The organism is Corynebacterium tardum (genome assembly GCF_046717785.1).
In the GTDB taxonomy this organism is placed as follows: domain Bacteria; phylum Actinomycetota; class Actinomycetes; order Mycobacteriales; family Mycobacteriaceae; genus Corynebacterium.
In genome coordinates, this window is sequence record NZ_CP177104.1 from 731,312 (window position 1) to 747,915 (window position 16,604).

Genomic DNA, 16,604 nt, shown 5'->3' on the forward strand with positions numbered 1-16,604 from the left:
AGGGGACCGTCGCTGAGCGCTGGCGCACCTCCCTGCAGACACGCGTCATTGGCATGATTCTGGTGGCCTCCGCGGTGGTCATGTTGATTTTGGCGTATGCCTTGGTCTCCGTGCTCACCCAGCGCCTGGTGAGCCAGAAGGAGGACGCCGCGTTCCAGGAGCTGGAGCGCGCCCGTGTGGCCGTGGAGCAGCAGATCGATGCGACCGGTACCGCGAACTCCACGCAGGTGCGCATCAACTCCGCCCGCGCTGCCTTGGGGCAGATGTCCGCCCAGCAAAACGACGCGCAGGCGGCCTATGAGCCGGTGGTGGTCGTTGACAACGGGGATGGCACGGCAACAACCTCCCCGGAGGGCTACCGCATCCCGGAGAGCATGCGTCAGCTGGTGAGCCAGGGTCAGATTGTGCAGCAATACGCCCAGGTGGACCAGCAATCGGGAGCCACGTATAACGCGCTGATGATGGGCACGCCCATCGAGAGCGATATCCCCAATACCCAGGTGTACCTGGTGATGTCCATGGAGTCGGAGGAATCCACCATGGCGCTGATGCGCGGCCTCCTGTCGGCTGCAGGTGTCGTCGTCGTGGTCCTGCTCGTGGGCATTGCCTGGCTGGCCACCCAGCAGGTCATCACCCCGATTCGCTCCGCCTCCCGCATTGCGCAGCGCCTGGCGGCCGGGCACCTGCGCGAGCGCATGGTGGTCAACTCGGACGACGAGATGGGCCGCCTGGCGTCCTCCTTCAATGACATGGCGGACACGTTGTCCCGGCAGATTACCCAGTTGGAGGAGTACGGCGACTTGCAGCGCCAGTTCACCTCCGACGTTTCCCATGAGCTGCGCACGCCTTTGACGACGGTGCGCATGGCTGCCGACGTCATTGCGGCCGACGCCGACGATTTCAGCCCCTACACCAAGCGCTCGACGGAGCTGCTCATCAACGAGCTCGACCGCTTCGAGGAGCTGCTCGCGGACCTGCTGGAGATTTCCCGCCACGACGCCGGCGTGGCGGACCTGTCCACGGCCTCTATCGACATTCGCTCGTGCGTCGACTCGGCCATGAGCCAGGTGGCGCACCTGGCAGGCGAGCTCGGTGTGGAGATCCGCGTCAACGCCCCAGAGGAGCCCGTGTCCGTGGAATGCGATTCCCGCCGTGTCGAGCGCATCCTGCGCAACCTCCTGGCCAACGCCATCGACCACTCGGAGGGAAACCCGGTGACGGTGGACATTGCCGCGACTGACGACGCCGTGGGGATCGCCGTCACCGACTCCGGCGTGGGCCTCAAGGAGGGACAGGAGGAGCTGGTGTTCAACCGCTTCTGGCGTGCGGATTCTTCCCGCAAGCGCCACTCCGGCGGCACCGGCCTGGGCCTGGCCATCGCCCGCGAAGACGCGGTCCTGCACGGCGGCACCCTCGACGCGGTGGGAGAGTTCGGCGTCGGCTCGCGCTTCCGCCTCATCCTGCCGCGCACCCCGGGTGCGACCGTGGAGTCCGAGCCGATTGCCCTGGTCCTGCCCGGAGCGACACTGCCGAAGACCGCCTCCCAGGCAGCGCTTCCGGTGGGAGAAGACGGCGCCACCGTGACGAGCACCGCCGAGGCTGCGACGGCCCCGAACTCGGCAGACGGCTCAGACACGTACCCGGCCGCGAGTGAGCCCGGGGAGGCGTCGGAAAGCACGGCAGCCATCGCGGACGCTGCCGGAATCGTGTGGCCCTCCGAGCGCCAGGGCCGTGGCCCGGTAGCCGAGGAGGCGCCCTTCAACCAGAACAGTGTCCCCGAGTTCGATGAGGAGGCGCAGCGATGACCCGAGCAGTGCACCCTCGGCTGAGGCGTACTACCCGCGGCACTCTGGCCGTGCTCAGCTGTGTCTCCCTGACCGCGCTGGTGGGCTGCTCCACCCTGCCGCACGATACGGACCCGCAGGTCATCGGTTCCTTTGAGCCGCACGACCGCGCGGATGACGCCGTGGTGGAACCGCGCACCAACAGCGAGCCGGACTTGCTGGTTCGTGACTTCTATTCCGCCGCGGCCATCCCCGTGGGCAACTACGCCGCGGCGCGCACTTTTTTGTCCTCGGACATCTCGGAATCGTGGGACCCCACCAGCACGGTGCTGGTCGTGGACTCCCTGGACCTGGTGACCTCCAAGATGGAGGACGGCGAGCTGGAGTATTCCGTGCGCGGCAACATCATTGGCCGCTTGGCCGATGGTGGGGCGTACGTGCCCGATAACTCGCGCCTGGAGGCCACGGTGCGCCTGCGCCAGTTCGACGGCCAGTGGCGCATCACGGACCTGCCTACGGGAGCGGTGATTGAGCGCACCGAGCTGCGCAACCGCTACCGTCCGCAGTCGCTGTACTTCTTTGACTCCACCCAGCGCCTGCTGGTGGCGGACCGCCGCTGGCTTTACAGCGGTAAGGACTCCATCGCCGCGGAGCTGGTCACCCTGCTGCTGCAGGGCCCGTCCTCCGATATTGCGCCGGCGGTGTCCAGCCCGATCCCGAAGGATGCGACCTTCCTGGGCCTCAACGACGGGGTGTACGAATTCGGCGGCATGGCCGGCATGTCCCAAGAGGATCGCCTGAAGTTCGCGGCGCAGCTGGTCTGGACGCTCAACAACGCAGAGGCGGCGAACTCAGTGCGCGCGACCATCGATGGCAGCCCACTCGTCGATGGCATGGAAGAGATGACCATCGATGACTTCGCGGAATTCAACCCCGAGGATTCCGCCCAGACGGTCTCGACCCTCTACGCCGTGAACGAAGGATCGCTGCTGGAGGTTTCGTCCGAGGGCAGCGCCGAGGTGAGCGGATCTGCCGGGCAGATTCACGACATTCAGTCTGCGGACGTCTCCGACGAGGGCGTGGTGGCCGCCGTGCGCAAGCGCTCCGAGGAGGAGTCGCAGCTAGCCATGGGCAAACTGGGGCAGAACCTGGAGAACTCCATTAAGGGCAAGACCCTGGCGCGGCCGACATTTGAAAATAGCGGCCAGGTGGCGTGGACCGTCATCGACGGTGACCGCGTGGTACGGGTGACGCGTTCGCCGGCCACCGGTGAGCTCTCCACCTCCGAGGTGGACATGTCCGAGCTGGAGGACATCGAGGGCGAGATTTCCGTCCTCCGCCTCTCCGCCACGGGTGCGCGCGTAGCCATGATCATCAACGGCAGCATCTACACCGGCGTGGTCGCGCGTGCGACGTCGGGCGAGCGGCGCATCGTCAACGTGCACCGCGTCGGCCCAGAACTGACCGGCTCCGCGCTGTCCCTGGACTGGCAGGCCGATGGATCGCTGCTGGTGGGCACCTCGTCGTCGAATTCCCCGGTGTGGCGCATTGAGCAGGACGGCTCCTCCTCCACGACGCTGCCGACGGGCAATATCACCGCCCCGGTCGTGGCGGTGGCGGCCTCGCCGTCGACGCTTTACGTCACGGACTCCCACGCCCTCTTGCAGCTGCCGGCCGGCGGCTCCTCGTCGTCCTATTGGCGCGAGGTGGATGGCTTGCAGGGCGTGCGCTCGTCCCCCATCGTGGCACGCTAGCCAGCGCTAGAGTGGGGGCATGTCACAGCGGTGGGGGATAGGTGAGGCGGCGGCCTCCCTGGTAGAGCTCATTTTGCCGCGCCCGTGCGCCGGGTGCGGCGGGGAAGCAGAGGCCGGTGAGGCGCTCTGCGCGCGGTGTCAGCAGCTGCTGCGCCGGGTTCCGCATCCGATTGACAGGCCCCGTCCCCTTGGCTTCCCGGCCTGGGCGCTGGGACCGTATTCGGACACGCGCCGGGGGATCATCATTGCGATGAAGGAGCGCGGCAATCGCGCGGTGCGCGCGCATGCGGGGGCGGTAGTGGCGGCGGGGATCGACTTCCTGCGTGCCCGTGGGGAGATTCCGGAGACCGCGGTGCTGGTGCCTGCACCGACGCGGGCGTCCTCCGCCCGGGAAAGGGGCGGCGACCCCGTGACAGCGATGTGCGCGGCAGCGGCTGCGCGCCTGCCCGGCTGGCGGGTGGTACCCGCCCTGGCCACGGCGGAGGGCAGCGCCGACCAGTCGGGGCTCAACGCGGACGAGCGCGCGGACAATATGCGCTCGGCGGTGTTGCTCACCCCGGCCGCGGCACAGCTGCGGGGGAGGCAGGTGCTGCTTGTCGACGACGTCGTGACCACCGGCGCGACCCTGCGCGCCAGCGCGGCGCGAGTGCGGGGTGCCGGGGGTGACGTTGCGGGCGCGATTGTGCTGGCAGATGCCTAAGTGGGGGTCGGTGTGACAGGTTGGTTATGACCAGTGGTAGCATGAGGGGTGTCACAGGGAAGCGGACATGAAGCTTTCATCACAAACTTCTTAAGTCCGCGGAATGTGCAGTCATTCAGTCCCCACGAGTACAGGGAGGCATTGTCCATGTCCCAGCAGACCAACGCTCAGGTCACCATCACCGGCCGTAACGTCGAGGTTCCGGAACACTTCCAGGAGCGCGTCTCCGAAAAGTTGGCCAAGATCGAGCGCCTTGATCCGACTCTGACTTTCTTCCACGTGGAGCTGCAGCACGAGCCGAACCCGCGCCGCGAGTCCGAGGCAGAGCGCCTGCAGATCACCGCCACCGGCAAGGGGCACATCGCCCGTGCTGAGGCGAAGGAAGATTCCTTCTACGCTGCCCTGGAGACCGCCCTGGGCAAGATGGAGCGCTCCCTGCGCAAGGTGAAGGTCCGCCGCGAAAACGTCAAGTCTGGCCACCGCGCCCAGAAGGGCACCGGCGAGATTGCCGCGGAAATGGTCGCCGAGGCTGAAGCCCAGGCCAAGCAGGCCAAGGAAGACCGCTACATCGACCCCTACGCTGAGACCGTCGAGGACGTTCGCCCCGGCCAGATCGTGCGCTTCAAGGAGCACCCGGCCACCCCGATGTCTGTCGACGACGCACTCAGTGAGATGGAGCTGGTGGGTCACGACTTCTTCCTCTTCGTCAATGAGGAAACCAACAAGCCCTCCGTGGTTTACCGCCGCCACGCCTACGACTACGGTCTCATCTCCTTGACTGAGGAGAATGCTGAAGGCTAAAGGCTAGAAGCCATAGGACCCCGCTGCCACGTGTGGCTGGGTCCTCTTTTTGTGCTCGCTCCTAGCGCGTGGGAGAGAAGTACTTAGCCGTTGAGCCGGTTGGACAGGCAAACCTCCGCCGCTGCCAGGAGGTCGGTAAGGGGTGGGGTGAGTGACAGGGGGAAATAGGGGAAGTGGGGCCTGAGTTAGCTGCGTGGGTGCGCAGTAACGTCCTCAGTAACACCCTCAGTGTGGCATTCGTTCAGCGGGCAGAATCTGTTACATGGGGCTTGCATGGGGCCTACATGAGGCGCAGGTGGCACGCGTAGAGGGAGCGCGTGCGGTAGGGGAGAAGTGGGGTGGAGCGCCCTTTTGAGCGAGGTGGGGAGCGAGACTTAAAACTCAGTGAGTACAATGGCGCGGAGTTAACTATATTGTCGCGACAAGAAGGACTATCTAGACGTGTTTGGACTTTCCAAGCTGCTCCGCGCCGGTGAGGGACGCACCGTTAAGCGCCTGGCCAAGATGGCCGATGATGTTATTGCACTCGAGGACAAGTACGCCGCGCTTTCCGACGATGAACTGAAGGCCAAGACCGACGAGTTTAAGAAGCGCCTGGCCGATGGTGCCGAGATGAATGACATCCTTCTCGAGGCCTTCGCCACCGTACGCGAGGCGGCCTGGCGCGTTCTGGACCAGAAGCACTACAAGGTGCAGATCATGGGCGGCGCTGCCCTTCACTTTGGCAACGTGGCGGAGATGCGCACCGGTGAGGGTAAGACCTTGACCTCGCTGCTGCCGGCCTACCTCAACGCGCTTGGGGGCAAGGGCGTGCACATCGTTACCGTCAACGACTACCTGGCCAAGCGTGACGCCGAGATGATGGGCCGTGTCCACCGCTGGCTCGGCCTGTCCGTCGGCGTGATCCTGTCCGAAATGCGCCCGCCGGAGCGCAAAGAGGCCTACGCCTGCGATATCACCTACGGCACCAACAACGAGCTGGGCTTTGACTACCTGCGCGACAACATGGTCCGCTCGCTCGATGACGCCGTTCAGCGTGGCCACAACTTCTGCATCGTCGATGAGGTGGACTCCATCCTTATCGATGAGGCCCGTACCCCGCTCATCATCTCCGGCCCGGTGGACGGCTCCTCCCAGTTCTACGGCGTCTTCGCACAGCTGGCCCCGAAGATGCGCGAGGGCATCCACTACGAGGTGGACCACAAGAAGCGCACCATCGGCGTGCTCGAGGACGGCGTGGAGTTCGTCGAGGATCAGCTGGGCATTGAGAACCTGTACGCCCCGGAGCACTCCCAGCTGGTGTCCTACCTCAACAACGCGTTGAAGGCCAAGGAGCTGTTCGCCCGCGACAAGGACTACATCGTCCGCAACGGCGAGGTGCTCATCGTCGACGGTTTTACCGGCCGTGTGCTGGCTGGTCGCCGCTACAACGAGGGCATGCACCAGGCCATTGAGGCCAAGGAGCAGGTGGAGATCAAGAACGAGAACCAGACTCTGGCCACCGTTACCCTCCAGAACTACTTCCGCCTCTACGACAAGATTTCCGGCATGACCGGTACCGCAGAGACCGAGGCAGCCGAGCTGCACTCCATCTACGGCCTCGATGTGGTGCAGATTCCGACGAACAAGCCGAACCAGCGTGAGGACCACTCCGACCGCATCTACAAGACCCAGGAGGCGAAGTTCGCCGCCGTTGTCGATGACATTGTTGAGCACGTGGAGAAGGGCCAGCCGGTGCTGGTGGGTACCACCTCCGTCGAGCGTTCGGAGTACCTCTCCCAGCTGCTGAGCAAGCGCGGTGTTAAGCACTCCGTGCTCAACGCCAAGCACCACGAGGAAGAGGGTCAGATCGTCGCCCGCGCCGGCCGCCCGGGTGCGGTGACCGTGGCCACCAACATGGCCGGCCGTGGTACCGATATCGTGCTGGGTGGTAACCCCGAGGTCATCCTGGATGAGAAGCTGCGTGAGCGCGGCCTCGATCCGTTCGAGGACGAAGAGAAGTACCAGGAGGCCTGGGACGCCGAGATCGATGCGGAGAAGGAGCACTCCAAGAAGCTCGGTGACGAGGTCCGTGAGGCCGGTGGCCTGTACGTGCTGGGTACCGAGCGCCACGAGTCGCGCCGTATTGATAACCAGCTGCGTGGTCGTTCGGGCCGCCAGGGCGATCCGGGAGAGACCCGCTTCTACCTGTCCATGCGCGATGAGCTCATGGTGCGCTTCGTGGGCCAGTCCATGGAGAACATGATGAACCGTCTTAACGTTCCGGACGATGTCCCGATCGAGGCCAAGATGGTGTCTAACTCCATCAAGGGCGCGCAGGCGCAGGTGGAGAACCAGAACTTCGAGATGCGTAAGAACGTGCTCAAGTACGACGAGGTTCTCAACGAGCAGCGCAAGGTTGTCTACGCCACCCGCCACGACATCCTGGACGCCGGTGACATCAAGGACAACATTCGCACGATGATCGATGACACCGTGTCGGCCTACGTGTCCGGCGCTACCGCCACCGGCTACGTCGAGGACTGGAACCTGGATGAGCTGTGGAATGCACTGGAGTCCCTCTACGGCCCGACGATGTCCCACGAAGAGCTGGTGGACGGCACCGAGTACGGTTCCGCCGGCGAGCTTTCCGCGGAGCAGCTGCGTGACGCGCTGGTCGCGGACGCCAACGCGGAGTACGACAAGCTGGAGGAAGCAGTGACCGCCATCGGCGGCGAGAGCCAGATGCGCAACACCGAGCGCATGGTGATCCTGCCGGTCATCGACCAGAAGTGGCGCGAGCACCTCTACGAGATGGACTACCTCAAGGAGGGCATCGGCCTGCGTGCGATGGCACAGCGCGATCCGCTGGTGGAGTACCAGAAGGAGGGCGGCGACATGTTCAACGCTATGAACGACGGCGTGAAGGAAGAAACTGTGCGCCAGCTGTTCATGCTGCGCAAGCAATTCAAGGCCCAGGAAGAGGCGAAGGCTGCCGAGTCCGCAGAGAATACCGAGGCCTAGCTCCTCAAAGAGCTCATCGCAGGGCGCTAGCGCGCCATTGAGAGACGGTGCGGGGTGCAATCCCCGCACCGTCTTTCCATTGGAGGCACTTAGCTATATACTGGCAAGATATTAATTGTTCGTGCCGTTGTGCCTTCGGAGGTCTTCACCATGCGCCGCATCTCTCTGCGAGTAGGTTTGTCCGTCTTCGCCTCCGCCACCCTGCTGGGCGGCGGTGCAGCCGCCTCTGCTCTGCAGGTCGCCCCGGAGGAGCAGTGCCAGCTCTCCGCAGTCTTGGATGCTGCGGACGGCACCCAGGACGCGGAGGCCCCGGCTGCCGCAGTGAAGGACAAGGACCACGTTGCCTCGTGCGCCGAGACCGCCGCAGAAGAGGATGCCGCGCAGTACAGCGCCGCGGAGGCGCAGGCGCCGAATCCCGCGACTCAGGCCACCATGTTTGGTGGAATTAGCTTGGCGCTGGTGAGCGCCTCTGCCGCCTTCGCCGGCATTGATTGGACCCCGATCCTGATCAAGCTTGGCTCGATGTTCTAGAGCTTGCTTGCCGGCCTTGTTGCTGCGGCCGGCAACCGCGTGCCTACGGTGAGGAGGCGGAAGGAGCGTAGATAGCGCCCAGTGGCCGCCCCCGTAAAAGCGCGCTGTTGTCCGCCGATGAAGGCGGACCCAAAGTATTCGCCGTTGGCTCGGGCATGCAGGCTGGTTAATGAGAATCGGCCGCGCTTTCCGCTGGTGTGCTGGCCTTTGATCCACGCCTTGATGTGGGTCACTATCTCTGGCGCGAAGCGGTTCTTATCCAAGTGATGCATGGGGCGCAACGTCGCCGCTACTTCGAGCGCGATGAGGACGAGCCCATGAATATCGCTGCGGGTGGCCACGTCGGCGGCGGTCGGCTCGCGCTCGTAGCGGATGCGCTGCGGGGCAACGTAGAGCTGTAGGTGGCTCATGCCGGGGATGGGGGTGTACACGAGGATGTACCTTTCCGCGGTTGGCTGGCGCGGAGAGGAAGAGACGGACGCGGTGCTTATTCTACCCACAAACTAGGTGGCGCGCGCTGGGCAGTGCCGTGGGTGGTGGCGGCATAGGTACTGGATGTTCGCTATACTTTCGGACGATAAACACAGCTCAACGCGAAGGACCAAGGATAGAGAATATGCGTGGACTCATCGTCGATTTTGTGGGTGTGCTCGACGGCACCGAAGAGGACGTCAAGCGCTGGCGCGCCCTGTTTGCCGCCGCCAAGTCTAATGGCGTGGCCACCGCAATCCTGTCCAACGATCCGGGCGGTCCCGGTGCGGAGCACATCCGTGAGTGGGAGTACCGCGGCATCGTTGACGCCGTTGTGCTCTCCGGGGAAGTGGGGGCGGAGAAGCCGGATCGCGCAGCGTTCCAGGCGGCAGCGGATGCCATCGAGCTTCCGATCAATGATTGCGTGATGGTGGATGATTCTATCGTCAACGTCCGCGCCGCGGTGGAGAACGGAATGGTGGGCATGCTCTACACGGTCTTCGACCGCACCAGCGTGGAAGTCCAGGCGGTCTTCGATATTGAGGGTGAGTTCTAAGTGGCGGACGTGCGTGTCTACCTGCCCGCCACCTTTGCCATGTTGGCGGAGCTCGAGCAGACCGGCCAGTTGGCCGCGCGGTCGGGCTGGGGGTTCATGGTGACCCCGGCGCTGCGGGAGTTCTACACCGAGGGCGGCGATGAGGAGGAGATTGCCTACTCCGCATTTTTGGAGGCCTCCATGGCCTCTCTGCGCTTGCTCGCCATTGGTGATGAAGAGAAGTTCCCGCACCGCCGAGTGGTCATCTCCGTCAACGTTGATGAATCCGTGGTGACGCCCCAGCCCGATATGGGCGAGCCCGTGGTGAAGCTGGCCCCAGCGGTCATCACGAAGGACAACCTGCAGTGCATCCACGTCGACATCGAGGAATCAGAAGCGGCCACCGCGAAGGCCATTGAAGCCATCGATACGGCCGATTTGGGCGACGAGGACGCGGAGCTGGCCGTGGGCGACGCGCTGGATAACTTCATGGCCTTCTATGACCCGACGGAGCTTCCCTTCCTCGTGGAACTGCTCTAATCACAGAGCCCAATCCCCACGTTCTTTTATCCAAAGGAGAATCCATTCTCATGCGTAACCTTATGACCTCGTCGATGAAGACGCGTTTCGTGGCCGCCGCCGCGGCTGTAGCCCTAGGCGCGGGCGCGTGCGTAGCGCCGACTGCTGGTGCCGAAGAACCCAGCGGGGCACAGGCACCGGTAGCTGCTAGCGCTGCTGGCACGACCGACGGAGAGCAGGCCAACGGCGGCACGCTCACCGCGCCGGACCCGAAGATTGCTGAGTAGCCGATGACGCCGTGGCTGCGCATCCTGGAGGGCTCATCCAACGGACCTGCGGGTGTTATCTTTGCCGTCCTGTTCGGCATCATTAGCGTGGGCATGGCCGCCTACAAGGAGTTTGGAAAGTACCTGCCCACACTCGGCTAAAACTTGATAGTCTGCTGAAGTAAATTCTCCCGCTTCACCGAAAGGCTCTCTATCATGTCCTTCACCCGTCTCCACCGCGTGCTCGCCACCACGACCCTAACCGCAACGCTCGTTGCCGGCGGCGTTGTTGCTCCGACCGCCGGGGCGGTGACCACCACGCTGAAGGACAACAAGTGCACGATCCGCCTCAGCGACGATGAGGCGGGGGACCTGTCCAAGGCTGAGGGCAAGGCCAACGACGTAGACTCCTCTCTGCTGAAGGACGACTACAAGATCTGGCTCAAGGATGCAGCTTCCCGCGCCCGCGCCGTGGAGGACCAGGCCGACGAGCTGTACCGCGAGATCCCCAGCTACGAGGCCACCGCGGAGCTGAGCAACGATGAAGATGAGGTAAAGCGCGCCAAGAACAACATCGCGGTGGCAGAGACCTTCCGCAAGATCGCGCCGGACTACGTCAAGGCCCTCAACGCCTGCGCGAAGAAGGAAAAGTACGGCACCGACAAGGATGACGATCGGGATAACACCCTCGGCAACATCGATAAGGGCGGCGCCATCATCCTCGGCACCACCGCTGCGCTGAGCATCCTCATGTTCGCCTTCCGTGTGGCCGTCCCGCAGTTGAAGAACATCCTGCCGCCGGAGATTGCAGCCATGCTCCCGAACTACTAAGTCCGGGGTGGAGTTCTTACTCCCAGTCCACGTTGGTGCGCAGGGCAGCGAGAAGCCCGCGCACCGCATCGCGGCGCCGCGCTGACGCGGTGCCTTCTTCGATATTCAGGTCCAGCCCGCATTCCGGGTCGGCCGGGGGACCGGCGTGGGTGCAGCCGCGGGGGCAGTCTTCGATGGCGGCTGCGAGGTCTTCGAACACCTCAATGACGTTTTCGGCGTCGATATGCGCCAGGCCAAAGGAACGGATACCGGGGGTATCGATGATCCAGCCGCCGTGCGGGGTGGATTCTGACTCCGGCAGGCGGAGTGCTACTGACTGCGTCGAGGTGTGGCGGCCCTTGCCCACAGCAGATACTTCACCGGTTTCGCGGTGCGCATCGGGGACTAGGCGGTTGACCAGGGTGGACTTGCCCACGCCGGAGTGGCCAATCAGTGCTGTCACGTGGCCGTCGATAGCCGCGCGTACCTGCGCCAGCTCGTCGTCGACGCCGGCCTCGACCACCTCGACATCCAGGTCCGCGAACTCCGCCGCAAAGGGCGCAGGATCGGTGAGATCCGTCTTGGTCAGGCACAGCACGGGGCGGATGTTGCCGGCAAACGCGGCGATGAGGGCGCGCTCCACAAAGCCGGAGCGCGGCGGGGGATCGGCCACCGCGGTGACGATCAGCAGGCGGTCCGCGTTGGCCACCACGATGCGCTCGTAGGCGTCGGTGTCGTCGGCGGTGCGGCGCAGTACCGAGGTGCGCTCTTCCAACTTCACAATGCGGGCCAGGGTGTCCTTCTTGCCGGAGGTATCACCGACCACGCCGACGCGGTCGCCCACCTCCACTGCGGTGCGGCCCATCTCGCGGGCGCGCATGGCGGTCACTACCGGCCCGCCGTCCAGCGCCACGCCCCAGCGCCCGCGGTCCTTGGTGATGACCATGCCGAACTTTGCGTCCTTATGCTTCGGGCGGTCCTTCGTGCGCGGCCGGGAACCCTTGCCGGGGCGGATACGGACGTCGGACTCGTCGTAGCTGCTAGCGCGCCTAGCCACGGAGCATCTCCTCCCACATCGTGGCGAAACCGGGCAGGGTCTTCGACGTGCACTCGATGTCGTCGACCTCAACCCCCTCGACCGCCAGGCCAATGATGGCGCCGGCGGTGGCCATGCGGTGGTCCGCGTAGGCATGCCACTTTCCGCCATGGAGCGGAGCGGGGGTGATCCGGAGACCGTCGTCAAGCTCGGTGACGTTGCCGCCCAGCCCGTTGATTTCGGCAGCCAGGGCTGCCAGTCGGTCCGTCTCGTGGCCGCGCAGGTGCGCGATGCCGGTCAGGGTCGACGGCGTTGAGGCCAGTGCGCACAGTGCTGCGACGGTGGGGGTGAGCTCCCCAATATCGGCCATGTTGAGATCTACGCCGCGCAAGCCCGTCGCGCCCTGCGCGGGGCCGGTGACCTTCAGCTGCTGCTTCTGCTGTGGGGTGCTGGGGACTAGCTCCACCCGCGCCCCCATCTGCTCCAGGATTCCGCGGAAGGCATCCCCCGGTTGCGTGGTCTCCTCCGGCCACTCTGGGATACTCACGCTGCCTCCCGCCACGGCGGCTGCCGCCAGGAACGGGGTGGCGTTGGACAGATCCGGCTCGATGGCCCATTCGCGGCCCGCGATGGCGCCCGGGCGTACCACCCAGGTGTCCGCGCCTGCGTCGACGTGGACGCCGGCCTCCTGCAGCATGCGGATGGTCATGGTGATGTGCGGCTGGGAGGGCACTGCGCCGCCTTCGTGGTGCACGCTGATGCCGTGGCGGAAGCGGGCGCCGGCCAAGAGCAGGCCGGAGACGAACTGGGAGGACGCGGAAGCGTCGATAGTCACCTCGGCGCCCTCCGGCACGCCGTGCGGCGTAATCCTCAGCGGCAGGCTATCGCCCTCGACGTCAACGCCTAAGTCCCGCAACGCGGCGGTCATGGTGGACATCGGGCGCTTACGGGCGTACGCGTCGCCGTCGATAAGCACCGGCCCATCCGCCAGTGCTGCCACCGGCGGCAGAAACCGCATCACGGTGCCGGCCAGGCCGCAGTCAACCTCCGCGCCGTGCAGCCCGCCAGCCGGGTCCACGCGCAGGTGCGGCCCGGACTCAGCCCCGGATTCGACAATGCCCACGCCCATGGCCCGCAAGGCGTCCTTCATCAGCTCCGTATCGCGGGAGACCAGCGGGTTGTAGATGGTGGAGGGGGAGTCCGCCAACGCCGCGAGGATGAGGGCGCGGTTGGTCATGGACTTCGACCCCGGCACCTCCTGTGTCCAGGACAGGGGGCCGGAGGGTTGCGGGGCACTCCAGAAAGCAGACATGTAGTCCATAATAAAGGGCATGTGCGGAAGATTTGTTTTGTTCACCGAGTCTCTTCTGGATGAGGTTGGTCAGTGGGAGTCCATCACGGAGGTGCACGCGCCCGAAGGCCTGCCACCGGCGCGCTACAATATCGCGCCTACCCAGCAGATCGCCATCGTTCGGGTGGAGGAGTCCGTGGCGCGCGTGGAGCCGGCGCGGTGGGGTCTCATCCCGCACTGGAAGAAAGACCTGGATGGGCCTCCGCTGTTCAACGCGCGCGCGGAAACGGTGGCCTCTAAGCCGTCCTTCCGGGATGCCTTCAAGGCCCAGCGCTGTGTTATCCCGCTGGATGGCTATTACGAATGGAAGGCGGACGAGGACTCCGCGGGTAGCGGGAAGGGCAAGCCGAAGAAGCAGCCGTACTACGTCACGGGGCCGGAGGGGATGCTGTGGGCAGCTGGACTGTGGGCCACGGGCATGGACCGCCTGTCCGCCACGATGGTGACCACGGCAGCTACAGACGAGATGGAGTGGCTGCACCACCGGCTGCCCAAGTTCCTGACGTCTGAGGAGATTGGTCCGTGGCTGGCGGGGGAGGAGCTGTTGGAGCCGAGCTCGGTGCGGGGCTTTGCCGCGCAGCCGGCAGACCCGGCGGTGGGCAACGTCCGCAACGACTACGCGGAGCTTATCGACGCCTCCTCGGCAACCCTCTTCTAGCCCTTTTGGCTAAGCCCTACTTCTTGGGCGCTAGTCCGCGAGGACGTCCTGGAAGGACACCTCGAGGACTTGCGCCAAGTCCTCGGCGTTCATCTCGATGTCCAGCCCGCGCTTTCCGCCAGAGAAGAAGATGGTGTCCCACATCAGCGCGGTTTCATCCACCACTGTGGGCAGGACATTCTTGTGGCCCAGCGGGGAGATGCCGCCGGGGATGTAGCCGGAGGACTTGGAGGCATCCTCCGGCTTGGCCATCGTGGCCTTGGAGGCGCCGAATGCGGCGGCGGCCTTCTTGAGGCTGAGCTGGAAGCTCACTGGCAGCACACACACCGCGAGCTGCGGCTTTGGGGCCTTGCCCGCGGTGAGGTCAACAACGAGGGTCTTAAAGATGCGCTCCGGTTCGACGTCGAGGGCCGCGACGGCGGTGTCTCCAAAGTGATCACTGCCGCCCTCAAAGGTGGTGACGCTGTGTTCCACCCCGGCCTCCTCGAGGATTTTCAGGGCGGGGGTGGCGGCATGCGGGGTCTTCTTAGACATATCTTCCAGCCTAGTCCGGGGCGCTACCATGGTAGACATGGCCACAGAAACAACGAGTGCGCGCCAGGCGCCGACCCAGCACCGCGAGCAGCAGCGGCTATTTGAGGAACAAGCCCTGCCCCTGCTGGACCAGCTCTATGGCGGCGCGATGCGGCTGACCCGCAACCCCCAGGACGCCGAGGACCTGATCCAGGAAACCTACCTCAAGGCCTACAACAACTTCGGCTCCTTTAAACAGGGCACGAACCTCAAGGCGTGGCTCTACCGCATCATGACGAACACCTACATCAACTCCTACCGCAAGGCCAAGCGCCGGCCGACGGAATCCTCCGCAGACGAGTTGAGTGACTTCCAGCTCTACACCACGGCTGGGCATGACTCGACCGGTCTGGAATCCGCCGAGGTCGAGGCCCTGAAGCAGATGCCGGACTCGCAGATTTCTGATGCCATGAATGACCTTCCGGAGGACTACCGCATGGTGGTCTACTACGCGGACGTGGTGGGCTTGGCCTACAAGGAAATCGCGGAAGTAATGGACACTCCGCTGGGTACGGTGATGAGCCGGCTACACCGTGGAAGAAAATTGCTGCGGACGGCGTTGAAGGACGTGGCACGAGAACAGGGCATTGGCCGCAACCACCCTGACATGCACCCAGAAATGGAGGAGAAGTAATGGAACGCGCAACCGGACGCAACTGCGGTGCGTGCAACTCTCCGGAGGTCGAAGCACTCTTCCGAGAGTTGCTCGATGATTCGACGAGCTACGCGCGGGCCCTGGCCATTCGAGAGCACATCGCCCAATGTGATTCCTGCCAGGAGCGGCTCGACAGCGAAGAAGTGGTGCGGGCGCTGGTGCGCAAGTGCTGCGGCGGGCAACGCGCTCCCCAGTCGCTGCGCCAGCGCATCTCCGTGCAGATCACGAGCACGGAGATTACCTGGGGCTAGTCCCCATTCTGGGCGCATTCTCCTGTAGGGCGGCTCGGCATTCTCCTGTAGGGCGGCTCGGCGCTGTGGCTTGCCGCGCATAGCAAAAGGCTCGCTCCCTGCCGTTGGGAAACGGTGGGGAGCGAGCCTTTAGTTGCTGACGTTATGCGTTAGGACGCTTGCCGCGGTTAGCGGACTTCTTACGGCGATCCTTGCGCTTACGGCCACGCTTGCTCATCGCGTACTCCTTCTTTTAAGGGTAAATGAACTTATTCAACTGTAGCGGCAGGGTATGCCGGAGCGGAAATCGGGGTCTGCTTATGCGGACACGCGGGCACGGCCGCGGCTGCGGTTGCGGCGCTTGAGGGCGCGGCGCTCCTCCTCGGAGAGACCGCCCCACACGCCGGCGTCCAAGCCGGACTCGAGGGCCCACTTGAGGCAGGAAGAGGCAACCGGGCAACGGTTGCAGACCAGCTTGGCCTTAGCGATCTGGGTGAGTGCGGGGCCGGAGTTACCGACCGGGAAGAACAGCTCCGGGTCTTCGTCGCGGCAAACAGCTTCGTGGCGCCAATCCATGATTGAAATCTCCTAACAAAATTTAGACAGCAGGGTGTGCACCAGGACAGTCCACGGACGTAGACGCACGGACGTGTGCTGCCCTGAGTTTTAAAGGGTGGAAGTGAATTGGTCTGCGGTCAGTGGGGCCCTGTCTCGAGTTAGGGCCAGCGTCGACGCCGCCGTGATTCACCTGTTGTTTACCCGGATGTTGCTCCGAGTTTCGAACTGATTAAACAGCCCGTTGTTTTTGCTACCTGAGAATAATGACATGTTTACTCACAGTCCGCTAGAGGTAAAGCCCAAAAAGTGGTGAAGCTCACTAAAAAATATGCTCTCGGGGCGCGGCACTGACGCGAAGTCTTGCTGTAA

General features: G+C 64.4%; 20 protein-coding genes. 14 read left to right on the forward strand and 6 right to left on the reverse strand.

Going from position 1 to position 16,604, the window contains the following annotated elements; translation table 11 throughout:
* Positions 1-32: 32 nt before the first annotated feature.
* From mtrB to ACLI1P_RS03600, 6 genes are all read left to right on the forward strand, one after another.
* Complete coding sequence (gene mtrB / locus ACLI1P_RS03575; protein WP_411709689.1) at positions 33-1,805, forward strand: MtrAB system histidine kinase MtrB; 1,773 nt, start codon at positions 33-35, stop codon at positions 1,803-1,805.
* On the forward strand, positions 1,802-3,538 hold the full coding sequence (gene lpqB / locus ACLI1P_RS03580; RefSeq protein WP_411709429.1) for an MtrAB system accessory lipoprotein LpqB: 1,737 nt from the start codon (positions 1,802-1,804) through the stop codon (positions 3,536-3,538). The genes mtrB and lpqB overlap by 4 nt, the downstream gene beginning before the upstream one ends.
* Positions 3,539-3,557: 19 nt before the next feature.
* Positions 3,558-4,238 (forward strand): ComF family protein, encoded by a 681-nt coding sequence (locus tag ACLI1P_RS03585; protein WP_411709430.1) that lies wholly within the window; start codon positions 3,558-3,560, stop codon positions 4,236-4,238.
* A 147-nt stretch (positions 4,239-4,385) separates the two neighbouring features.
* Positions 4,386-5,039 carry a ribosome hibernation-promoting factor, HPF/YfiA family gene (gene hpf / locus ACLI1P_RS03590; RefSeq protein WP_296132851.1) on the forward strand — a complete coding sequence of 218 codons (654 nt, stop codon included), beginning with the start codon at positions 4,386-4,388 and terminating at the stop codon, positions 5,037-5,039.
* A gap of 441 nt (positions 5,040-5,480) precedes the next feature.
* The gene (secA, locus tag ACLI1P_RS03595) at positions 5,481-8,042 is read left to right on the forward strand and encodes a preprotein translocase subunit SecA (protein ID WP_411709431.1); all 2,562 of its coding nucleotides are present in this window, start codon (positions 5,481-5,483) and stop codon (positions 8,040-8,042) included.
* Positions 8,043-8,192: 150 nt separating this feature from the next.
* Complete coding sequence (locus ACLI1P_RS03600; RefSeq protein ID WP_411709432.1) at positions 8,193-8,573, forward strand: hypothetical protein; 381 nt, start codon at positions 8,193-8,195, stop codon at positions 8,571-8,573.
* Here the strand turns inward: ACLI1P_RS03600 and ACLI1P_RS03605 are convergent.
* Complete coding sequence (locus tag ACLI1P_RS03605) at positions 8,570-9,004, reverse strand: hypothetical protein (RefSeq protein ID WP_411709433.1); 435 nt, start codon at positions 9,002-9,004, stop codon at positions 8,570-8,572. The genes ACLI1P_RS03600 and ACLI1P_RS03605 overlap by 4 nt on opposite strands.
* A 185-nt stretch (positions 9,005-9,189) precedes the next feature.
* On the opposite strand from ACLI1P_RS03605, the gene ACLI1P_RS03610 reads away from it, so the two are divergent.
* From ACLI1P_RS03610 to ACLI1P_RS03630, 5 genes are read left to right on the forward strand one after another with little or no spacing between them, the layout of a single operon-like run.
* Positions 9,190-9,600, forward strand: coding sequence for an HAD-IA family hydrolase (locus ACLI1P_RS03610; RefSeq protein WP_411709434.1), 411 nt, complete (start codon positions 9,190-9,192; stop codon positions 9,598-9,600).
* A gap of 9 nt (positions 9,601-9,609) precedes the next feature.
* Positions 9,610-10,119 (forward strand): DUF6912 family protein, encoded by a 510-nt coding sequence (locus ACLI1P_RS03615; protein WP_411709690.1) that lies wholly within the window; start codon positions 9,610-9,612, stop codon positions 10,117-10,119.
* A gap of 50 nt (positions 10,120-10,169) precedes the next feature.
* The gene (locus ACLI1P_RS03620) at positions 10,170-10,385 is read left to right on the forward strand and encodes a hypothetical protein (RefSeq protein WP_411709435.1); all 216 of its coding nucleotides are present in this window, start codon (positions 10,170-10,172) and stop codon (positions 10,383-10,385) included.
* 3 nt (positions 10,386-10,388) lie between these two features.
* Positions 10,389-10,526 (forward strand): hypothetical protein, encoded by a 138-nt coding sequence (locus ACLI1P_RS03625; RefSeq protein ID WP_411709436.1) that lies wholly within the window; start codon positions 10,389-10,391, stop codon positions 10,524-10,526.
* 54 nt (positions 10,527-10,580) lie between these two features.
* On the forward strand, positions 10,581-11,195 hold the full coding sequence (locus ACLI1P_RS03630; RefSeq protein ID WP_411709437.1) for a hypothetical protein: 615 nt from the start codon (positions 10,581-10,583) through the stop codon (positions 11,193-11,195).
* A 16-nt stretch (positions 11,196-11,211) separates the two neighbouring features.
* Here the strand turns inward: ACLI1P_RS03630 and rsgA are convergent, their stop codons facing one another.
* Together rsgA and aroA are read right to left on the reverse strand one after the other, a co-directional pair.
* Positions 11,212-12,231, reverse strand: a complete 1,020-nt coding sequence (gene rsgA, locus ACLI1P_RS03635) for a ribosome small subunit-dependent GTPase A (protein WP_411709438.1) — start codon at positions 12,229-12,231, stop codon at positions 11,212-11,214.
* On the reverse strand, positions 12,224-13,543 hold the full coding sequence (gene aroA / locus ACLI1P_RS03640; protein ID WP_411709439.1) for a 3-phosphoshikimate 1-carboxyvinyltransferase: 1,320 nt from the start codon (positions 13,541-13,543) through the stop codon (positions 12,224-12,226). The genes rsgA and aroA overlap by 8 nt, the downstream gene beginning before the upstream one ends.
* Here aroA and ACLI1P_RS03645 point away from each other — a divergent pair.
* The gene (locus ACLI1P_RS03645; protein ID WP_411709440.1) at positions 13,542-14,219 is read left to right on the forward strand and encodes an SOS response-associated peptidase; all 678 of its coding nucleotides are present in this window, start codon (positions 13,542-13,544) and stop codon (positions 14,217-14,219) included. The genes aroA and ACLI1P_RS03645 overlap by 2 nt on opposite strands.
* Positions 14,220-14,249: 30 nt before the next feature.
* Here the strand turns inward: ACLI1P_RS03645 and ybaK are convergent, their stop codons facing one another.
* The gene (gene ybaK, locus ACLI1P_RS03650) at positions 14,250-14,753 is read right to left on the reverse strand and encodes a Cys-tRNA(Pro) deacylase (RefSeq protein ID WP_411709441.1); all 504 of its coding nucleotides are present in this window, start codon (positions 14,751-14,753) and stop codon (positions 14,250-14,252) included.
* Between the two features lie 37 nt (positions 14,754-14,790).
* Here ybaK and ACLI1P_RS03655 point away from each other — a divergent pair, with 37 nt between their 5' ends.
* The gene (locus tag ACLI1P_RS03655; protein WP_411709442.1) at positions 14,791-15,426 is read left to right on the forward strand and encodes a sigma-70 family RNA polymerase sigma factor; all 636 of its coding nucleotides are present in this window, start codon (positions 14,791-14,793) and stop codon (positions 15,424-15,426) included.
* Positions 15,426-15,698, forward strand: coding sequence for a mycothiol system anti-sigma-R factor (gene rsrA, locus ACLI1P_RS03660; protein ID WP_411709443.1), 273 nt, complete (start codon positions 15,426-15,428; stop codon positions 15,696-15,698). Before ACLI1P_RS03655 ends, rsrA begins: the two co-directional genes overlap by 1 nt.
* Before the next feature lie 142 nt (positions 15,699-15,840).
* Here rsrA and ACLI1P_RS03665 read toward each other — a convergent pair whose 3' ends face one another.
* Together ACLI1P_RS03665 and ACLI1P_RS03670 are read right to left on the reverse strand one after the other, a co-directional pair.
* The gene (locus tag ACLI1P_RS03665) at positions 15,841-15,915 is read right to left on the reverse strand and encodes a 50S ribosomal protein bL37 (RefSeq protein ID WP_100227335.1); all 75 of its coding nucleotides are present in this window, start codon (positions 15,913-15,915) and stop codon (positions 15,841-15,843) included.
* A gap of 80 nt (positions 15,916-15,995) precedes the next feature.
* Positions 15,996-16,253, reverse strand: coding sequence for a WhiB family transcriptional regulator (locus ACLI1P_RS03670; protein WP_296133292.1), 258 nt, complete (start codon positions 16,251-16,253; stop codon positions 15,996-15,998).
* Positions 16,254-16,604: the final 351 nt, after the last annotated feature.

Coding starts and splice junctions, on each gene's coding strand:
- lpqB (WP_411709429.1), top strand. CDS start 1,802: ATGACCCGAGCAGTGCACCCTCGGCTGAGGCGTACTACCCGCGGCACT.
- ACLI1P_RS03585 (WP_411709430.1), top strand. CDS start 3,558: ATGTCACAGCGGTGGGGGATAGGTGAGGCGGCGGCCTCCCTGGTAGAG.
- hpf (WP_296132851.1), top strand. CDS start 4,386: ATGTCCCAGCAGACCAACGCTCAGGTCACCATCACCGGCCGTAACGTC.
- ACLI1P_RS03600 (WP_411709432.1), top strand. CDS start 8,193: ATGCGCCGCATCTCTCTGCGAGTAGGTTTGTCCGTCTTCGCCTCCGCC.
- ACLI1P_RS03610 (WP_411709434.1), top strand. CDS start 9,190: ATGCGTGGACTCATCGTCGATTTTGTGGGTGTGCTCGACGGCACCGAA.
- ACLI1P_RS03620 (WP_411709435.1), top strand. CDS start 10,170: ATGCGTAACCTTATGACCTCGTCGATGAAGACGCGTTTCGTGGCCGCC.
- ACLI1P_RS03625 (WP_411709436.1), top strand. CDS start 10,389: ATGACGCCGTGGCTGCGCATCCTGGAGGGCTCATCCAACGGACCTGCG.
- ACLI1P_RS03630 (WP_411709437.1), top strand. CDS start 10,581: ATGTCCTTCACCCGTCTCCACCGCGTGCTCGCCACCACGACCCTAACC.
- ACLI1P_RS03645 (WP_411709440.1), top strand. CDS start 13,542: ATGTGCGGAAGATTTGTTTTGTTCACCGAGTCTCTTCTGGATGAGGTT.
- aroA (WP_411709439.1), bottom strand. CDS start 13,543: ATGCCCTTTATTATGGACTACATGTCTGCTTTCTGGAGTGCCCCGCAA.
- ybaK (WP_411709441.1), bottom strand. CDS start 14,753: ATGTCTAAGAAGACCCCGCATGCCGCCACCCCCGCCCTGAAAATCCTC.
- ACLI1P_RS03655 (WP_411709442.1), top strand. CDS start 14,791: ATGGCCACAGAAACAACGAGTGCGCGCCAGGCGCCGACCCAGCACCGC.
- rsrA (WP_411709443.1), top strand. CDS start 15,426: ATGGAACGCGCAACCGGACGCAACTGCGGTGCGTGCAACTCTCCGGAG.
- ACLI1P_RS03670 (WP_296133292.1), bottom strand. CDS start 16,253: ATGGATTGGCGCCACGAAGCTGTTTGCCGCGACGAAGACCCGGAGCTG.